14 protein-coding genes and 1 tRNA gene are annotated in these 15,753 nt (G+C 67.6%); 13 read left to right on the top strand and 2 right to left on the bottom strand.

The window, feature by feature from the left end; translation table 11 throughout:
• The first annotated feature begins 140 nt into the window (after positions 1-140).
• Both CAL13_RS15925 and CAL13_RS15920 read left to right on the top strand, forming a co-directional pair.
• Positions 141-1,526: an MFS transporter gene (locus CAL13_RS15925; protein WP_086072914.1), complete on the top strand. Its 1,386-nt coding sequence runs from the start codon at positions 141-143 to the stop codon at positions 1,524-1,526.
• Positions 1,527-1,734: 208 nt separating this feature from the next.
• On the top strand, positions 1,735-3,219 hold the full coding sequence (locus CAL13_RS15920; protein WP_086072913.1) for an MDR family MFS transporter: 1,485 nt from the start codon (positions 1,735-1,737) through the stop codon (positions 3,217-3,219).
• Positions 3,220-3,231: 12 nt separating this feature from the next.
• On the opposite strand, the gene CAL13_RS15915 is transcribed toward CAL13_RS15920, so the two are convergent.
• The gene (locus CAL13_RS15915; protein ID WP_086072912.1) at positions 3,232-4,524 is read right to left on the bottom strand and encodes a phospholipase A; all 1,293 of its coding nucleotides are present in this window, start codon (positions 4,522-4,524) and stop codon (positions 3,232-3,234) included.
• A gap of 348 nt (positions 4,525-4,872) precedes the next feature.
• Between CAL13_RS15915 and CAL13_RS15910 the strand changes: the two genes are divergently transcribed.
• The 10 genes from CAL13_RS15910 (at position 4,873) to CAL13_RS15865 (ending at position 14,155) form a co-directional block, all read left to right on the top strand.
• Positions 4,873-4,949: transfer RNA gene (locus CAL13_RS15910), tRNA-Arg, on the top strand.
• A 78-nt stretch (positions 4,950-5,027) separates the two neighbouring features.
• Positions 5,028-5,906, top strand: coding sequence for a LysR family transcriptional regulator (locus tag CAL13_RS15905; protein ID WP_086059527.1), 879 nt, complete (start codon positions 5,028-5,030; stop codon positions 5,904-5,906).
• A gap of 377 nt (positions 5,907-6,283) precedes the next feature.
• Complete coding sequence (locus tag CAL13_RS15900) at positions 6,284-7,324, top strand: ABC transporter substrate-binding protein (protein ID WP_086072911.1); 1,041 nt, start codon at positions 6,284-6,286, stop codon at positions 7,322-7,324.
• 28 nt (positions 7,325-7,352) lie between these two features.
• On the top strand, positions 7,353-8,405 hold the full coding sequence (locus tag CAL13_RS15895; protein WP_086059526.1) for an ABC transporter ATP-binding protein: 1,053 nt from the start codon (positions 7,353-7,355) through the stop codon (positions 8,403-8,405).
• Between the two features lie 10 nt (positions 8,406-8,415).
• Entirely contained in the window at positions 8,416-9,273 is an 858-nt protein-coding gene (locus CAL13_RS15890) for an ABC transporter permease (protein WP_086058248.1), read from the top strand.
• 33 nt (positions 9,274-9,306) lie between these two features.
• Positions 9,307-10,107: an ABC transporter permease gene (locus tag CAL13_RS15885; RefSeq protein ID WP_086058247.1), complete on the top strand. Its 801-nt coding sequence runs from the start codon at positions 9,307-9,309 to the stop codon at positions 10,105-10,107.
• Positions 10,107-11,279, top strand: coding sequence for an NAD(P)/FAD-dependent oxidoreductase (locus tag CAL13_RS15880; protein WP_086058246.1), 1,173 nt, complete (start codon positions 10,107-10,109; stop codon positions 11,277-11,279). Before CAL13_RS15885 ends, CAL13_RS15880 begins: the two co-directional genes overlap by 1 nt.
• Complete coding sequence (locus tag CAL13_RS15875) at positions 11,260-11,568, top strand: (2Fe-2S)-binding protein (RefSeq protein ID WP_086058245.1); 309 nt, start codon at positions 11,260-11,262, stop codon at positions 11,566-11,568. The genes CAL13_RS15880 and CAL13_RS15875 overlap by 20 nt, the downstream gene beginning before the upstream one ends.
• Positions 11,565-13,013 carry an FAD/NAD(P)-dependent oxidoreductase gene (locus CAL13_RS15870; RefSeq protein ID WP_086072910.1) on the top strand — a complete coding sequence of 483 codons (1,449 nt, stop codon included), beginning with the start codon at positions 11,565-11,567 and terminating at the stop codon, positions 13,011-13,013. Before CAL13_RS15875 ends, CAL13_RS15870 begins: the two co-directional genes overlap by 4 nt.
• A complete protein-coding gene (locus CAL13_RS15865) occupies positions 13,010-14,155 on the top strand; it encodes an NAD(P)/FAD-dependent oxidoreductase (RefSeq protein WP_086072909.1) in 1,146 nt (381 codons plus the stop codon). Before CAL13_RS15870 ends, CAL13_RS15865 begins: the two co-directional genes overlap by 4 nt.
• Positions 14,156-14,297: 142 nt before the next feature.
• Here the strand turns inward: CAL13_RS15865 and CAL13_RS15860 are convergent, their stop codons facing one another.
• A complete protein-coding gene (locus CAL13_RS15860; protein WP_086058242.1) occupies positions 14,298-14,792 on the bottom strand; it encodes a YciE/YciF ferroxidase family protein in 495 nt (164 codons plus the stop codon).
• A 381-nt stretch (positions 14,793-15,173) separates the two neighbouring features.
• Between CAL13_RS15860 and CAL13_RS15855 the strand changes: the two genes are divergently transcribed.
• Complete coding sequence (locus tag CAL13_RS15855) at positions 15,174-15,710, top strand: ferritin-like domain-containing protein (RefSeq protein ID WP_086058241.1); 537 nt, start codon at positions 15,174-15,176, stop codon at positions 15,708-15,710.
• Positions 15,711-15,753: the final 43 nt, after the last annotated feature.

The raw sequence follows: 15,753 nt of genomic DNA, 5'->3' as shown, positions 1-15,753 counted from the left end.
TCGCTTCGGTGCACGCCGAAGCATGGCGGCGGCGATGTGCCTAAACTCCAAGGGCGCGTTCCCGCCTCCGTCGAATTCCGCAGCGGCTTGCCACGCCTGCGTGCGGCGAACCGCCTGATGTTTTTCCGGGAGGGCATCTTATGGCTGAAGCTGCTTCGACGTCGCAACAAAACGCCTCCACCGGGCGCCGGTGGTTGACGCTGGCCACGCTTTGCATCGCTGTGCTCGTCGCGCAGGTGGACACCGCGGTGGTGAATCTGGCGGTGCGCCGCATCGGGGAGTACTTCCACGCCGGCGTGGGGCAACTGCAATGGGTGGTGGATAGCTACAACGTCGTTTACGCGTCGCTGCTGCTGACGGGCGGCTTGCTGGCAGACCTGCTGGGGCGGCGGCGGGTTTTCATGTGGGGCGCCGGGATCTTCACCGCCGCCTCGGTCGCATGCGCGGTGGCGCCGTCGGCGAGCGTGCTGGTGGGCGCACGCGCCGTGGCCGGTCTGGGGGCCGCCCTGGTCATTCCCGCGTCGCTGGCCATCGTGCGCGTCGTCTGGCGCGATCCCGGCGAACGCGGGCGCGCGCTGGGAATATGGGCCGCGTGCAACGGCCTGGCCCTGGCCGTGGGGCCAACGCTCGGCGGGGTGCTGATCCACCGCTACGACTGGCCCAGCGTTTTCTATGTGGTGGTGCCCCTCGGGCTTGCGGCGCTGCTGCTGGCCTTGCCCGCGATTCCGGAGTCGGCGGATCCGCACGAGCGCGATTTCGACGCGGGCGCCCAGATTCTGGGCGCGCTGACGCTCGGCAGTCTGGCGTACGCCGCGATCCGCGCCCACGAGGCGGCGGGCCAGGCCGTCGCGGCGGCGGTCGTCGCCCTTGTCGCCTGCGCAGCTTTCCTGCGCGTGGAGAGGCGGCGCGGGCCGCGCGCCCTGGTGCCCCTGGAGATATTCCGCATCGGTCCGTTCCGCTCCGCCATCACGGCGACGGCGGGGATGACCTTCGGCATGTATGGCCTGATCTTTTTGCTGCCGCTGTTCTGGCAAAGCAGCGGCCGCTTCGATACCGTGCGCGCCGGCATCGCGCTGATGCCCATGGCGCTGGTTTTCGTGGCGGTCTCGCCATTGTCCGGGATGCTCGTGCGCAAGCTGGGGCGGCGGGCGATGGCGTCCGGCGGCGTGGCCGTGATCGGGTGCGGCCTGCTGCTGGTCGCGTTCACGGCGGGGCATGCCTCGGTGCTGCCGGCCGAACTGGGGCTGGCCCTGACCGGGCTGGGCATGGGAATGGCGACCGGCCCCCTCATGGATATCGCCGTGGGGGCCGTGCCAGCGGCGCGATCCGGCACCGCGTCGGCGCTGGTCAACACGGCCCGGATGGTGGGCGCGACGGCCGGCGTCGCGGTGCTGGGCACCGTGTTCGCCGCCATGCGGGGCGGCGCGGCCGGCGTGCATGCGGCCTTGCTGGCGGGCGGGCTCGCGCAGCTGATTTGCGCGGCGCTGGCCTGGCGCCGTATCGGGCAGCCCCATCCCGGCGCGTGAAGCGGGATGCTATCGGAACGTTGAGGGCGCGTTAACCAAGTCGAATATATATTAATATATATAACTTATATAAGACTTATGACCGCTTCGCACCGGCACTGCCGGGCATCACCGTCGTTCCAGCAGCACCATGCCTCCGCCCACCGGCACCCTCGCAGCAGCCTCCGCTTCTTCCCCCTCGTCCACCAGTCTCAGCCACCGCGAAATCATGCGCGTGATCGGCGGCATCGTCCTGTGCATCCTGCTGGCGGCGCTGGACCAGACCGTGGTCATTCCGGCCGTCCCCGCCATCGCCGCGGACCTGAACGGATTCGGGCATCTGTCCTGGATCGTCGCCGCGTATCTGATCGCCGCCACGGTCACCACGCCGATCTACGGCAAGCTGTCGGACATCTATGGGCGGCGGCAGCTGCTTACCGTGTCGATCGGCCTGTTCGTCGTGACGTCCGCCCTGTGCGCGATGGCGCAGACGTTGAATCAGCTGATACTGTTCCGCACGCTGCAGGGACTGGCCGGGGGCGGCCTGATGTCGCTGGCGCAGGCGGCGATCGCCGACGTGGTCGCGCCGCGGCAGCGCGGGCGCTACCAGGGCTATCTGGCCGCGGTATGGGGCGTCGCCTCCATCGCGGGCCCGCTGGTGGGCGGCTACGTTTCCGAGCACCTTTCCTGGCGCTGGCTGTTCTGGATGAACCTGCCGCTGGGCTTGTTCGCCATGTATTCATGCAACCGAGGGCTGCGCATGCTCAAGCCTCGCGGCGGCAAGGTGCGTCTGGACATTCTGGGATCGATGCTGCTGGCATCCGCCATCGTGCCCTGTCTGCTTGCGCTGGGCTGGGGCGGCGCGAGCTACGGCTGGCTGTCGCCCGAAATATTCGGCCTGATCGCGCTGAGCGTCGCGGCGCTGGCCGCGCTGGTCTGGCAGGAGCGGCGCGCCGCCGACCCTTTGCTGCCCCCGCGCATGTTCCGCAATCGCACCTTCGTCTGCGGGATCGCCGCTTCGTCGCTGGGTGCGCTGGGCATCTTCCTGTGCATCTTCTCCCTGCCGCTGTACTTCCAGCTGGTGCGCGGCACCAGCGCGTCCGAGTCCGGGCTTTTCGTCACGCCCTTTCTGCTGTCCAACGTGCTGGGCAATATGCTGAGCAGCAATCTCGCCCGGCGCACCGGCCGCATGCGCGGCATTCTGTCGGCGGGCTTCATCGGCGGTTTCCTGGGATTGTGCCTGCTGGCGCTGATGGGACCCGGCACGCCCCTGATCTTCGTACTGGCCGCGACCCTGCTGGCCGGCGTCGGCCTGGGGTCGTGCATGGTGGCTACCATCATGGTCGTGCAGAACGCGCTCGATCCCCGGGACATCGGCGCGGGCACCGGATCCGTGCTGGTGCTGCGCTCGATCGGCAGCGCCTTCGGCAGCGCGCTGGCCGGCACGCTGCTCGGCCTCGGCTTCGCCGGTTCGCTGGCGGCGGCCGGAATCACGCAGCAAATCGACCTGGGCGCCTTGCGGCACGGCTCGGACGTGCTGTCGCAATTGCCCGTACCGGCGCGTCAGGCGCTGATGGACGGCGTGGCGCACACCTTCCACACCATCTTCGCCTTCGGCGCGGTGATCGCCCTGGTGTCGCTGCTGGTTGTGCGCCGCATGCCGGACCTGGAGCTGCGCAACGTCGCCGCATCGGATCTGCCGATCGGCGACTGAAGGCAAGCGCGATTACGGCACCAGCGACAGACCGATGCCGATCTGGGACCGGCCGCGCTGGTCGTAGCCCAGCAGCGTATCGCCATAGCCGTTGAAGTACTGCAGGTGCAGATAGCCGTTCATGTTCAGGAAGGTGCGTTTCAACGGCCAGGCCAGGTCCAGCTGGGCCGTGCGGCGGCCCGCGTCGCCTTGCCGGTACAGCAGCGAAGCGACCAAGCCGTTGTCCTGCGCCCAGCGCAGCTGCCAGTCCACCCATCCCGTGTAGTCCGTGTAGTCGCGGTTCTCGTCGCCAAGCGCGAAATATCCCTTGACCCGAGGCGCGAAGGTGAGCGTGCTGCCGCCGTCGAAGCGATAGTTCAGCGCGGGCTCCACAAACGCATCGTTGACCGACCGCGAATCTTCGCCTGCCTTGCCGTTGGACGCGTGTTCCACGCCGCTGGTCAAGCCGACGCGCCAGTTCTGGTTCTTCGACTGCCAGATATTGTCGGATTGCCAGAACAGGCTGGGATTGAACGTGGTGTCGATGAAGGGCCGCGAGTCGCCCTGCAGGTCCCACACCGAAGCCTGCGTGTAGCCAAGGTACAGGTGATCGAGAAAGCCCGGCTCCTGCCCCCGGTCCGGGCTGAACAAGCGGTACTTGATGCTGAATTGGAACTTGGCGGTCGTGCGGTCCCGAGTGCGGATATCGAAATACGTCGGCTGGTATTCGGATAGGCCGATGCGCACGCGCTCGAATGCCGGGTTGCTGCTGCCGTCCTGCCCGGCCGCCGCCGCGTACGCCGGGGCCGGCCCCGCGTCGGGCGACGCGCCGGCGGCGGCGACTTCCGCCGCGGGCAGCGGCTGGCCGGTGCGCGGGTCGACGACCGGCACCTCGGCGGGCTTGCCCGCGATGGCCGCGGTGCCGGTCGCGTCCAGCGCCATCAACGCCGGCTCGCCTTCGATGGACACCGCCTGCAAGCCGCTGGCATGGGCGGGAACCACCGCACGCCACGACATGCGCACGAAATTGTTTACCGGCACGTTGATGTCCGGATCGTCCACTTCCGCCCGGGCCAGGCTGCGCACGATGGCGCCGGACGGGGACCGCCACTGCAGAACGAGTTCGCGCGGCGGTTGCCAGCGGGCGCCGGTTTCGCCGTCGTTGAAATACACCGCCTGGATGTGAACGGTGGCGCCGGGCGCGGCGCTGGCGCGATCCAGCTTGTAGCTGATGCCCGCCTGCGCGGGCATGGCGGCCGCCGCGGCCAGAAGGGCGGCGGCCCCGCCCAGGCGGCAGGGAATGTACGCATTTCGGATGCGAGGCATGGGTGGTAACCAGAAGAAGGTGGGACGACGCACTCTAGCATTCGCCCTTTGATGGATTGAAACGGTCTGTAATGTCACGGCAGAGCGCGGCGGTGGACGCGGGCGCGCGGGGGGCGCACGGCCCGGTCCTGGATGCGCTTCGCGCAGCGGCTTGGGGTCGAGAGGCTACTACGTATGGTTACGCGGCGCAGAAAATGCATTACAGCTTTGTCGCGTCGCTTTGACGGTAATTCGACGTTGGCGGCCGGCCGGCTGAGCCGTTGCGGCGGCGGACGACGGCCGCGCACCCGCGGGCGTCCCGGACCGCCCGCGCCGGGGACAGGGTAAAATCCCGCGTCTTCTTCCCGCCCGCCCTTAGCTCAGCTGGATAGAGCACTCGCCTTCTAAGCGAGCGGTCACACGTTCGAGTCGTGTAGGGCGGGCCATGATTTTCCGCCGCGTCCACCGTGCGGAAACGAATCGATGGCCCGGCGCAGCCGGCCGCCCTCAGGGGACACACGGCGGTGAACTTCAAGCAGGTGGAAACGTTCCGGGCCGTCATGCTGACGCGCTCCATGACGCTGGCGGCGGCGCAGCTGCATACCTCTCAACCCAACGTCAGCCGGGCCATTGCGCAACTGGAGCGGGAAACCGGGCTGATGCTGTTCCAGCGCGCCGGCAGCCGCCTTATCCCCACGATCGAGGGCGAGGCGCTGTTCAAGGAAGTGACGCGCGCCTTCGTCGGTCTGGAACACCTGAGCGAGTCGGCGCGCTCCATCCGTCAGCTGGGCGCCGGGGCGATGCGCATCGGCGCCGTGCCGGGGATCGCCATGACCGTCATGGCGGCCGCCATCTCGCGGTTCCGGCGGGTGTACGCGGAGGTGCCGATTTCCGTTTACACCAGCGACTCGCGGACCGTGGCGAACTGGACCGCAACCCGCTATTGCGACTTCGGCCTGGTTGCGTATCTGGTGGACGTGCCCGGAATCCGGAGCGCGCGCTGGCGCAACGAAAACGGTGTCTGCATCGTCCCCGCCGGCCATCGGCTGGCGCGCCGGCGCCGCATCGTGGCGAAGGACTTGGATGGCGAGGACTTCATCTCGCTGACCCAGGGCGATGGAACACGGGCCGCCATCGACGCCGCCTTCGAGCCGGGGGCGCGGCGCCTGTCCATCGAAACGCCTTATGCGGCGACGATATGCAGCATGGTCGGCATGGGCCTGGGCGTAAGCGTCGTCAACCCGCTGGTGGTGCGCAGCCTGCGCACGCCGGGCATCGTGAGCCTGCCGTTCGAGCCGGCCATTCCCTTTCCGAGCTACATCCTGTTCGCCGAGCAGCATGTCGAGTCGGCGCACGCGCGCACCTTCTTCGAGTGCCTGCAGGAGACGGTGCGCGAGGTCTGACGGTATATCAAATTCGCATGGCGAGCCGGAATATTGGTATTTGACCGTAGGCAAGCCCTGTTCGCATAATCGTCCGCAAAAGGCCGCCATGACACAAGGCGGTCGTCGCAACAGGCCGGTCTTTCGCGATGGCGCCGCAGGCGGCGCGGATAACGGTCTGGCGCAGATGACAGGCAAGGGGAACCGCAATGTCCATCATCCTACCCGCGCGCCGCGCCGCGGCGCCGCATACCCGAAGGGACATCCGGGCGTTTGCACGCCCAGCAGGATAGCGGCGGGCCTCCGCAGATTTCATGCTTTTCCGTGGCGTTGCGCCGGTGCCGGCAGGCCCTGGCGGGCGCCGTCCACGCAGTGATTACCTTGAATCGGAGTAATCCATGAAAAAGCATATGCTCGCCCTCGCCACGCTCGCCGCCGCGGCGGCGATGACCGCCGGCGCCGTCCAGGCGGAGGAACGACTGGTCGTTGCCGGCTACGGCGGTTCGTTCGAGGACATCCTGCGCAAGGACGTGTTCCCGGCCTTCGAGAAACAGCACAACGTCAAGATCGATTACGTCGCCGGCAATTCGACGAATACGCTGGCGCGCTTGCAGGCGCAGAGAAGCAACCAGGAAATCGACGTCGCGATCGTGGACGATGGCCCGATGTACCAGGCCATCGCGCTGGGCTTCTGTGCGCCGATCCAGGGACTGGCGGCGGATGATCTCTATCCGGCCTCGCGCTACAAGGACGACAAGGCGGTGGGCTTGGGGCTGGTCGCCACCGGCATCATGTACAACAAGAAAGCCTTCGAGGAAAAGAAGTGGGCGCCGCCCGCGTCCTGGGACGACCTGAAGGACAAGAAGTACAAGGGCATGCTGGTGATCCCGCCCTTGAACAATACGTACGGCCTGCACGCGCTGGTGCAGTATGCGCGCGCCAACGGCGGCGGGGAAAAGAAGATCGATCCGGGTTTCAAGGTATTCAGGAACGAGGTCGGCCCCAACGTGCTGGTCTACGAACCGTCGCCCGGCAAGATGACCGAATTGTTTTCCAGCGGCCAGGCGCTGATCGCGGTGTGGGGCAGCGGCCGCGCGAAGTCCTTCGCCGAAACCGGTTTCCCGGTGGGTTTCGTCTATCCGCGCGAAGGCGCATACGCGCTGCTGGCATCGGTTTGCCCGGTCGCCAAGCCCAAGACTTCGCCGCTGGCGCAGGCCTTCGTCAACTACCTGATTTCGCCGGACATCCAGACCAGGCTTGGCGACGCCTACGGATACGGGCCGGTCAACAAGAAAGCGAAGTACACGGACGACCCGAATGCCGCCGTGCCGCTGCCTGTGGGCAAGCGCGCGCAGGATCTGATCGTCATCGATTGGGATACGGTGAATCAGAACCGCGACGATTGGAACAAGCGTTGGACGCGCGAGATCGAACGCTGATGGCCGGCGGCTGCGCGAGGAGATGTCGATGAGCTTTCTGGTTCTGGAAGGACTGACCCGGCACTACGGGGACAGCGTGGCGGTGGCGGGGTTGAGCCTGACGATCGAGCGCGGCGAATTCGTATCGCTGCTCGGTCCATCGGGCTGCGGCAAGACCACCACGCTGCACATGATCGCGGGCTTCGTGCCGCCCACCGCGGGCCGGGTGGTGCTGGAAGGGCGTGACCTGGGCCGCACGCCGCCGCAGAAGCGCGGCATGGGCATCGTTTTCCAGAACTACGCGCTCTTCCCCCACATGACCGCGGCGCAGAACGTCGCTTTCGGGCTGGAAATGCAGCGCGTGGGCAAGCGCGAACGCGAAAGCCGCGTGGCCGAAGCGCTGGAACTGGTCGGCCTGGCGCACCTGGCCGACCGCTACCCCGCGCGAATGTCCGGCGGACAGCAGCAGCGTGTCGCCCTGGCGCGCGCGCTGGTCATCCGCCCGCATCTGCTGTTGCTGGACGAACCCTTGTCCAACCTGGACGCGAAGCTGCGCGAAGAGATGCAGATCGAGCTGCGCGCGATCCAGCGCACGGTCGGTACGACGACGATCATGGTGACGCACGATCAATCGGAGGCCCTGGCCCTGTCCGATCGCGTCGTGGTCATGAATCACGGCAAGGCGGAACAGGTTGCCGCGCCGTTCGCGGCGTACGAGCGCCCCGCCACCTCGTTCGTCGGCGGTTTCCTGGGCAAGGCCAACGTCTTCCGGCCGCGTCCGGTGACGCGCGACGGCGTGCCTGCCGTCCGCGTGGGCGCGGCCTGTATCACGCTGGACGGCCAGGCCGCCGCGCCGCTGGTCATCGTGCGTCCGGAGAAGCTGCGGTTCTGCGAACCGGGTCCGGACGCGCTGCCGGGCCAGATGAAAACGCGGATCTTCCAGGGCAACCACTGGCTTTGCCAGGTGCAGACCGAGGTCGGCGAAGTGCTGGTGATCCGGCAGAACGACGGCGTGGCGGTGCCGGGCGAGGGCGAGGCGGTGCACCTGACGTGGCGCGCCGCCGACATGCGGCCCGTGGACGCGCCCCCGCCGGTGCAGTAAGGATGCGCCCATGACGACCCGATCCACGCCCTGGCTGCTGAGCGCGCCCGCGCTGACGCTGTACGGACTGTTCCTGGTGACGCCCATCGTGCTGGTCATCATGATCAGCTTCTACAACTTCGATTTCTACGGCGGCATCCAGGCGTCCTTCACGGCCAGCAACTACGTCGATATCCTGACCGACGGCTACTACTACGAAATCTACGCCCGCACTTTCGGCGTGTCGCTGCTGGTTACCCTGGCCTGCGTCATCCTTGGCTCGGCCGAAGCCTACGTGCTGTCGCGCATGCGCAACCCATGGAAGGGCCTTTTCCTGATGGTGGTGCTGGGGCCGCTGCTGGTGTCCGTGGTGGTGCGTACGCTGGGATGGGCGCTGCTGTTCGGCTCGACCGGCCTGATCAGCCAGACCCTGCAGGCGCTGGGGCTCAGCGACGGGCCGGTGAACCTGATGTACACCAATCTGGGCGTGGGCATCGCCCTGACCCACGTGCTGGTGCCTTTCATGGTGATTTCCGTGTGGGCGTCCCTGCAGCGAATCAATCCCGCCACGGAAACCGCCGCGCTTTCGCTGGGAGCGCATCCCTTTACCGTGGTGCGGCGCGTGATCGTGCCGCAGGCGATGCCCGGGATTCTTTCCGGCGCAATCATGGTGTTCGCCTTGTCGGTCAGTGCTTTCGCCACGCCGGCCATCGTCGGCGGGCGCCGCCTGAAAACGGTGGCGACGGCGGCCTACGACGAATTCCTCAATACGCTGGACTGGCCGCTGGGCGCGGCGCTGGCGGCGGTGCTGCTGCTGGCCACGGTTGTCGCGCTGGTCGCCGCCAACCGGCTCATCGAGCGGCGTTACGGCGCGGTATTCGATGCCTAGCGGCAACACGGCCAACGAAGGAGGATACGCAAAATGATTCGGGGAAACGGCATCGTCGGCCTGGTGTTTCACACGATCTTCGTGCTGTTCATCCTGGCGCCGCTGTTGATGGTGTGCGCCGTGGCATTCACGTCGGAGGGTTTTATCTCGCTGCCCACTTCCGGGCTGTCGCTGCGCTGGTTCCGCGCCATCCTGGACAATCCGCGCTTCATCGACGCCTTCTTCTTCAGCCTGGGCCTGGGCGCGCTGTCGGCAACCATCGCCATCGCGCTGGCCGTGCCGGGGGCCCTGGCGCTGGCCCGCCATCGCTTCCGCGGCCGCGAAGCGCTGATGGCGTTTTTTCTGTCTCCGCTGATGATTCCGCACGTGGTGCTGGGCCTGGCGTTCCTGAAGTACTACACCTCCATCGGCCTGGTCGGCACCTATGCCGGCCTGGTGATCGCCCACGTCGTCCTGGTCATGCCCTACGCGCTTCGCCTCGTCCTGGCCTCGGCCACCGGCATGGACGCATCGCTGGAACGTGCCGCGCTGTCGCTGGGCGCGTCGCCGTTGCAGACCTTCCGGCGCATCGTGCTGCCGCTGATCCTGCCCGGGGTGGTGAGCGGCTGGGTGATCGCTTTCATCACGAGCTTCGACGAGCTGACGATGTCGATCTTCATCGCCTCGCCGTCGACCACCACGCTGCCGGTCCGGATCTTCCTGCATATCGAGGACACCATCGATCCGCTCGTCACGGCGGTATCGGCGGTTCTTATCTACATGACCGTTATCGCCGTCGTCATCCTGGACAGGCTGGTGGGGCTGGAAAAACTTTTTGTCGGTAAAGGACGTTGATGAGTCAGACATCCGCAACTTCTCCGCCGGGCGCATCGCGCGCGCGCCGGCACCAGGGCGTCTATGACGCCGTGGTGGTCGGCGGCGGCCTGGTCGGATCCGCGATCGCCTACGGGCTGTGCCAGCAGCTGGCGCATATCGCCGTGCTGGACGAGGGCGACATCGCCTATCGCGCGTCGCGCGGCAACTTCGGCCTGGTGTGGGTCCAGAGCAAGGGCATGGGCATGCCGGCCTACGGCCACTGGACCATGGCGTCGCAGCGCCTGTGGCCCCGGCTGGCAAGCGCGCTGCTGGACGAAACCGGCATCGACGTGCACCTGGAACAGCGCGGCGGGCTGAACGTCGTGCTGAGCGACGAGGAATTCGAGGCGCGCCAGGCCTTCATGACGCGGCTGCAGTCGCAGCCCGGCATGGTGCAGTACCCGTGGAAAATGCTGGACCGCGCCGAAACCGCGGATCTCGTTCCGGGGCTGGGGCCCGAGGTGCGCGGCGCCTCATGGACGCCGGTGGACGGCATCGCCAACCCGCTGAAATTGCTGCGCGCGCTGCACACCGCCTTCGACCGCCGCGGCGTGGACTACCTGCCGCATCATCCCGCCAAGCGCATCACGTTCAGCAACGGCGTATTCGAGGTGGCCACGCCGCATGGGGTCATCCGGGGAGCCAAGCTGCTGCTTGCCAGCGGTTTGGGCAACAAGGATCTTGGCGCGCAAGTGGGGCTGGACGTGCCGGTTAGGCCGCAGCGCGGGCAGATCATCGTGCTGGAACGCACGCGCCGCATCCTGGAGACGCCGCTGGTGACGCTGCGCCAGATGGACGAGGGAAGCTGGCTGATCGGCGATTCGCAGGAAGAAATGGGATTCGAGGACCGCACCACGGGGCTGCCCGTGCTCGCCACCCTGGCCGACCGCGCCGTGCGCACGCTGCCGGCGCTGCGCGAGGTGCGCGCGGTGCGCGCATGGGCGGCGCTGCGCGTGATGTCGCGCGACGGCTTCCCGATCTATGAACAATCGGCCACGCACCCCGGCGCGTTCGTCGCCACCTGCCATAGCGGCGTGACGCTGGCCGCCGCGCATGCCTACCGGTATGCGCCGATGGTGGCCCAGGGCGTCCTGGACGACGACATGTCAGGTTTTTCGACTCGGAGGTTCCATGTTCAAAAGGCTGCATGAGGCCGAAACGGCCTTGAGCCAGGGGTCGGTGACGATCCGGATGGATGGCGCGGAGGTAACCTGCCGCGCCGGCGATACGGTGGCGGCGGCCCTGCTCGCGCACGGCTGGGACGCCTGTCGCGATACCGTGGTGGGCAACGTGCCGCGCGGCCCTTTTTGCATGATGGGCGTCTGCTACGACTGCCTGGTGACGATAGACGGCCGGCCCAATCAGCAGGCATGCATGACGGCCGTGCGCGCGGGCATGACGGTGGAGCGCCAGTCGGGCGCGCGGAAGGTGATCGAATGACGACGGTGCGCAAATGCGATGTGCTGGTGATAGGCGCCGGCCCCGCCGGCCTGGCGGCCGCCACGCAGGCCGCGAATCTGGGGCTGTCGGCGCTGCTGGTGGACGAGCAGCCGGCGCCGGGCGGGCAGATCTACCGCGCCATCACGACGACGCCGCTGAAAGACCGCCGTGTCCTGGGCGATGACTACTGGCACGGCGCCAGCCTGATCGCCCCCTTCCATGAGTCGGGCGCCGCATATGAGCCCGGCGCCACCGTATGGGCCGTGGCGCGGCACACCGCGCCCGCCCAGGCCGAAGGTTTCGAGGTGGCCTATTCGGTGGCCGGCGAGGCCAGGCTGGCCCATGCGCGCCACATCGTGCTCGCCACCGGCGCGCAGGAGCGGCCCTTTCCGATCCCCGGATGGACCCTGCCGGGCGTCGTCACGGCGGGCGCCGCGCAGATACTGCTGAAGCAGGCCGGCATGGCGCCCGACCGGCGCGCGGTCCTGGCCGGCTGCGGGCCGCTGCTGTACCTGATCGCATGGCAGTACCTGAACGCGGGCGTCCGGCTGCAGGCGCTGCTCGATACGACGCCGCCGGGACGCGCCATGGCCGCATTGCCGCATGCCATCGATTTCCTGCGGTCGCCGTACTTCTCCAAAGGGCTGAAGCTGCTGCGCGCGGTCAAGGCGCGCGTCCCCGTGATCCGCCACGTCAGCGCGCTGCGCGCTTTGGGCGAACACGGCCACCTGACCGCCGTGAGCTTCCGTTCCGGCGACGGTCCGGAAAGCACGATGGACGCCGATCATCTGATGCTGCACCAGGGCGTCGTTCCCAACATCAATCTGTCGAACGCCGCCGGCGTGGGGCATCGCTGGAACGATGCGCTGGCCTGCTGGGAACCGGTGGTCGACGAATGGGGCGCGACCGATGTGCCGGGCATCAGCATCGCCGGCGACGGCGCAGGCATCGCGGGCGCGCGCGCCGCGGAAGAAAGAGGGCGCCTGGCGGCGTTGCAGGCCGCCGTGGCGCTGGGCCGTATCGACCCGGCGCAGCGCGACCGCGCCGCGGGCCATGCGCGTGCCGCGTTGACGCGCGCCACCCGCGGCCGGGCCTTTTTCGACACCTTGTACCGGCCGGCTGACAATTTCCGGCGACCCACGGGCGACACCATTGTTTGCCGTTGCGAGGAAGTCACCGCCGCGCAGATCTGCGATACGGTGAAGCTGGGCGTGCAGGGGCCAAACCAGATGAAGTCCTTTCTGCGCTGCGGCATGGGCCCCTGCCAGGGCCGTTTCTGCGGCCTGACCGTGACGGAGCTCATCGCCGATGCCCGCGGCGTCGCGCCGGCTGAAGTCGGTTACTACCGGCTGCGCTTCCCCACCAAGCCGCTGACGCTCGGCGAACTCGCCTCGCTGCCGCAGACGGACGAAGGCCGGCAGGCCGTGGTCCGGTTCAAGAAATGAACGCGCGCGGCGCCGAGGTCCTGGTCATCGGCGGCGGACTGCATGGCAGTTCGACGGCGCTGCACCTGGCGCGGGCGGGCATCGACGTCCTGGTCCTGGAAAAGAACTACGTCGGCCGGCATGCCTCGGGCGTAAACGCGGGGGGCGTGCGCACGCTCTCGCGCCATCCGGCAGAGATTCCGCTGGCCCTGGCCGCGCGCGCGCTGTGGCTGCGGATCGCCGAACTGGTCGATGACGATTGCGGTTTCGAGCAGCACGGGCAGGTGCGGGTGGCCGAGAACGATGCCGATGTCGCGGCCGCGCGGCAGCGCCTGGCCCTGATGGCGCAGCTGGGCTACACGCACGAAACCTGGATCGACGGCGACGCGCTGCGCGGCATGATTCCGCGCATCGTGCCCACGGTGCGCGGCGGCGTAATCGCGCGGGAAGACGGCGCGGCCGACCCGTATCGCACCACGCTGGCCTTCAGGCGCAAGGCGGGCTCGCTGGGCGCCCGTTTCCTGGAAGGCGTGCGCGTGACGGGCACGGCGCGGCGGGAAGGGCGCTGGCATGTCGATACGGCGGACGGCGCCTTTAGCGCGCGCGTGGTGGTCAACTGCGCGGGCGCGTGGGCCGACCGCATTGCGCAGCAGTGGGACGAAGCGGTGCCGTTGCAGGCGATCGGTCCCATGATGCTGGTGACGACGCGGATGGCGCATTTCCTGGATCCAGTCGTCCTGTGCCAGGGACGGCCGCTGTCCTTCAAGCAGCGCGCCAATGGCACGGTTTTGATCGGCGGCGGACGGCGCGCGTGGGTGGACCGCGACGCGGAGTGGACGGAGCTCGATTTCCGTTCGCTGGCCGCCGGCGGCCGTACGGTGCTGGATCTTTTTCCCCATATGCGGGACGCCGTGGTCAGCCGGGGCTGGGCAGGCATCGAGGCATGCACGCCCGATGAACTGCCCGTCATCGGCCCCAGTTCGACGCGCGAAGACGCCTACCATGCCTTCGGCTTCTCCGCGCATGGTTTCGAGCTCGGGCCGATCGTCGGGAAAATCACCGCCGACCTGATCGCGTCGGGGCGCACCGAGCTGCCCATCGCACCGTTCCGTATCGGCCGCTTCGCGCAGACCGGCGCCGCAAAAGAAAACGCCGGACCATAAGAAAACGCCGGACCATAAAGCCCGGCGTTTCCTGGCGCTGCCCGCCCGAGCCGCCGCTTGCTGCGAAGGCGCGGCGCGGGCGATAGCCGCGGCCGATCGGCCCGATTGATGCAGCCTATGCCGCGGCGGCCGTAACGGCGCCTTAGCCTTGTTCCAACGCGCCGGCGTTGACCTGTTCGGCCAACTGCGTCAGCTTCTCGTCGGTCGCCTTTTCTTCCTGCAGCGTTTCCAGCAGCAGCTGCAGGGCCTCCTGTTCGCCCATTTGCTTGGCGAAGGCGGCCAGGGTGCCGTAGCTGGCGATTTCATAGTGTTCCACCTTCTGGGCGGCGCCAATCAGCGCGGCATCCAGCACCGGGCCCTTTTCGATTTCCTCCATGATCTCCTTGGCTTCCTCGACCAGGCCTTCCATCGCCATGCACTTGACGCGCTTCAGGCGCAGCTCGCATTTCTCCACGACCTGATCGATGCGTTCGACCTGGCCCTGGGTTTCCTGCAGGTGCTGCTCGAAAGCGGCCTTCAGCTCAGGGCTGGTGGCGGCGCGGGCCATGCGGGGCAGGGCCTTGGTCAACTGTTTTTCCGCACTGTAGATATCGGACAGCTCGTGCAAGAAGAGGTCCTCAACGGTTTTAGCGGCCATGAACGTGCTCCTGTACTGAGTGTTGAAGGGTTTGCGTTGCGTAGTTCGACATGAACGGCCGGGCCATCGCGCGATCCGGCCCGGCACGGCGTTCGGCCGCCATCTTGCAAGCCACATGCCCGGAGCGAGGATATGGGCGCGTCCGGCGTCGATGAGCAAGAGTGGCGAGCGGTGCAATTAATGCGCGGTTAATGTTCGGCTCCGCGTCAGAGGTCAGGGCGGAAAGCCCGGTTGCCGGCAACGCGCGGCGCGAGGCCGCCCGCGCCGTCCATTGCGGCCCACCCGGCACGGAACCTGCAAACCCCGCCCGTGGCCGGACGGCGCCCATCGCTGTCGGCGGGAGACCCCGCAGGGCCCATCCAAGCGCAGTGGGAGATATCGATGGAAACCAGCAATGTGGCGATAGACCGGGACGTCATGGAGTCCCACTTCATGGATTGGCTGCGCGATGCGCACGCCATGGAACAGCAGGCCGAAACCATGCTGACCACCATGGCCTCGCGGATCGAAAGCTATCCGGACCTGAAAGTGAAGGTGGAACAGCACATCGAGGAAACGCGCGAGCAGGCGCGTCTGATCGCGGAATGTATCGAACGCCGCGGCGGCGACACCTCCACCATCAAGGACCTGACCGGCAAAGCGATGGCGGGAATGCAAGGCATGTCGAGCATGTTCTCCAGCGACGAGATCGTGAAGGGCGGCATGATGAGCTATGCCTTCGAGCACTTCGAAATCGCGTCCTACCGCAACCTGATCGAAGCCGCCCGGATGGTGGGCGACCGTGAAACGCTGGCCGTGTGCGAGCGCATTCTGCCGCAGGAGCAGGCGATGGCGGATTGGCTGGAACACAACATGGGCGCCGTGGCGCGGCGCTTTCTTGAACTGGCGCAAACGCCGGGCGCGAAGTCGAAGATCTGACGTTCGCCGCGCGGGCATGCCGCGCGGAAACGCCATATCCGGG

Source organism: Bordetella genomosp. 9, assembly GCF_002119725.1.
Taxonomy (GTDB): Bacteria; Pseudomonadota; Gammaproteobacteria; order Burkholderiales; family Burkholderiaceae_B; genus Bordetella_C.
This window is presented reverse-complemented; position numbering and strand designations above follow the sequence as displayed.

Bases quoted from the DNA above. Each gene is read 5' to 3' on its own strand.
- CAL13_RS15860 (WP_086058242.1), bottom strand. From the start codon at position 14,792: ATGGCCGCTAAAACCGTTGAGGACCTCTTCTTGCACGAGCTGTCCGAT.
- CAL13_RS15880 (WP_086058246.1), top strand. From the start codon at position 10,107: ATGAGTCAGACATCCGCAACTTCTCCGCCGGGCGCATCGCGCGCGCGC.
- CAL13_RS15890 (WP_086058248.1), top strand. From the start codon at position 8,416: ATGACGACCCGATCCACGCCCTGGCTGCTGAGCGCGCCCGCGCTGACG.
- CAL13_RS15885 (WP_086058247.1), top strand. From the start codon at position 9,307: ATGATTCGGGGAAACGGCATCGTCGGCCTGGTGTTTCACACGATCTTC.
- CAL13_RS15865 (WP_086072909.1), top strand. From the start codon at position 13,010: ATGAACGCGCGCGGCGCCGAGGTCCTGGTCATCGGCGGCGGACTGCAT.
- CAL13_RS15875 (WP_086058245.1), top strand. From the start codon at position 11,260: ATGTTCAAAAGGCTGCATGAGGCCGAAACGGCCTTGAGCCAGGGGTCG.
- CAL13_RS15855 (WP_086058241.1), top strand. From the start codon at position 15,174: ATGGAAACCAGCAATGTGGCGATAGACCGGGACGTCATGGAGTCCCAC.
- CAL13_RS15915 (WP_086072912.1), bottom strand. From the start codon at position 4,524: ATGCCTCGCATCCGAAATGCGTACATTCCCTGCCGCCTGGGCGGGGCC.
- CAL13_RS15895 (WP_086059526.1), top strand. From the start codon at position 7,353: ATGAGCTTTCTGGTTCTGGAAGGACTGACCCGGCACTACGGGGACAGC.
- CAL13_RS15870 (WP_086072910.1), top strand. From the start codon at position 11,565: ATGACGACGGTGCGCAAATGCGATGTGCTGGTGATAGGCGCCGGCCCC.
- CAL13_RS15900 (WP_086072911.1), top strand. From the start codon at position 6,284: ATGAAAAAGCATATGCTCGCCCTCGCCACGCTCGCCGCCGCGGCGGCG.
- CAL13_RS15920 (WP_086072913.1), top strand. From the start codon at position 1,735: ATGCGCGTGATCGGCGGCATCGTCCTGTGCATCCTGCTGGCGGCGCTG.
- CAL13_RS15925 (WP_086072914.1), top strand. From the start codon at position 141: ATGGCTGAAGCTGCTTCGACGTCGCAACAAAACGCCTCCACCGGGCGC.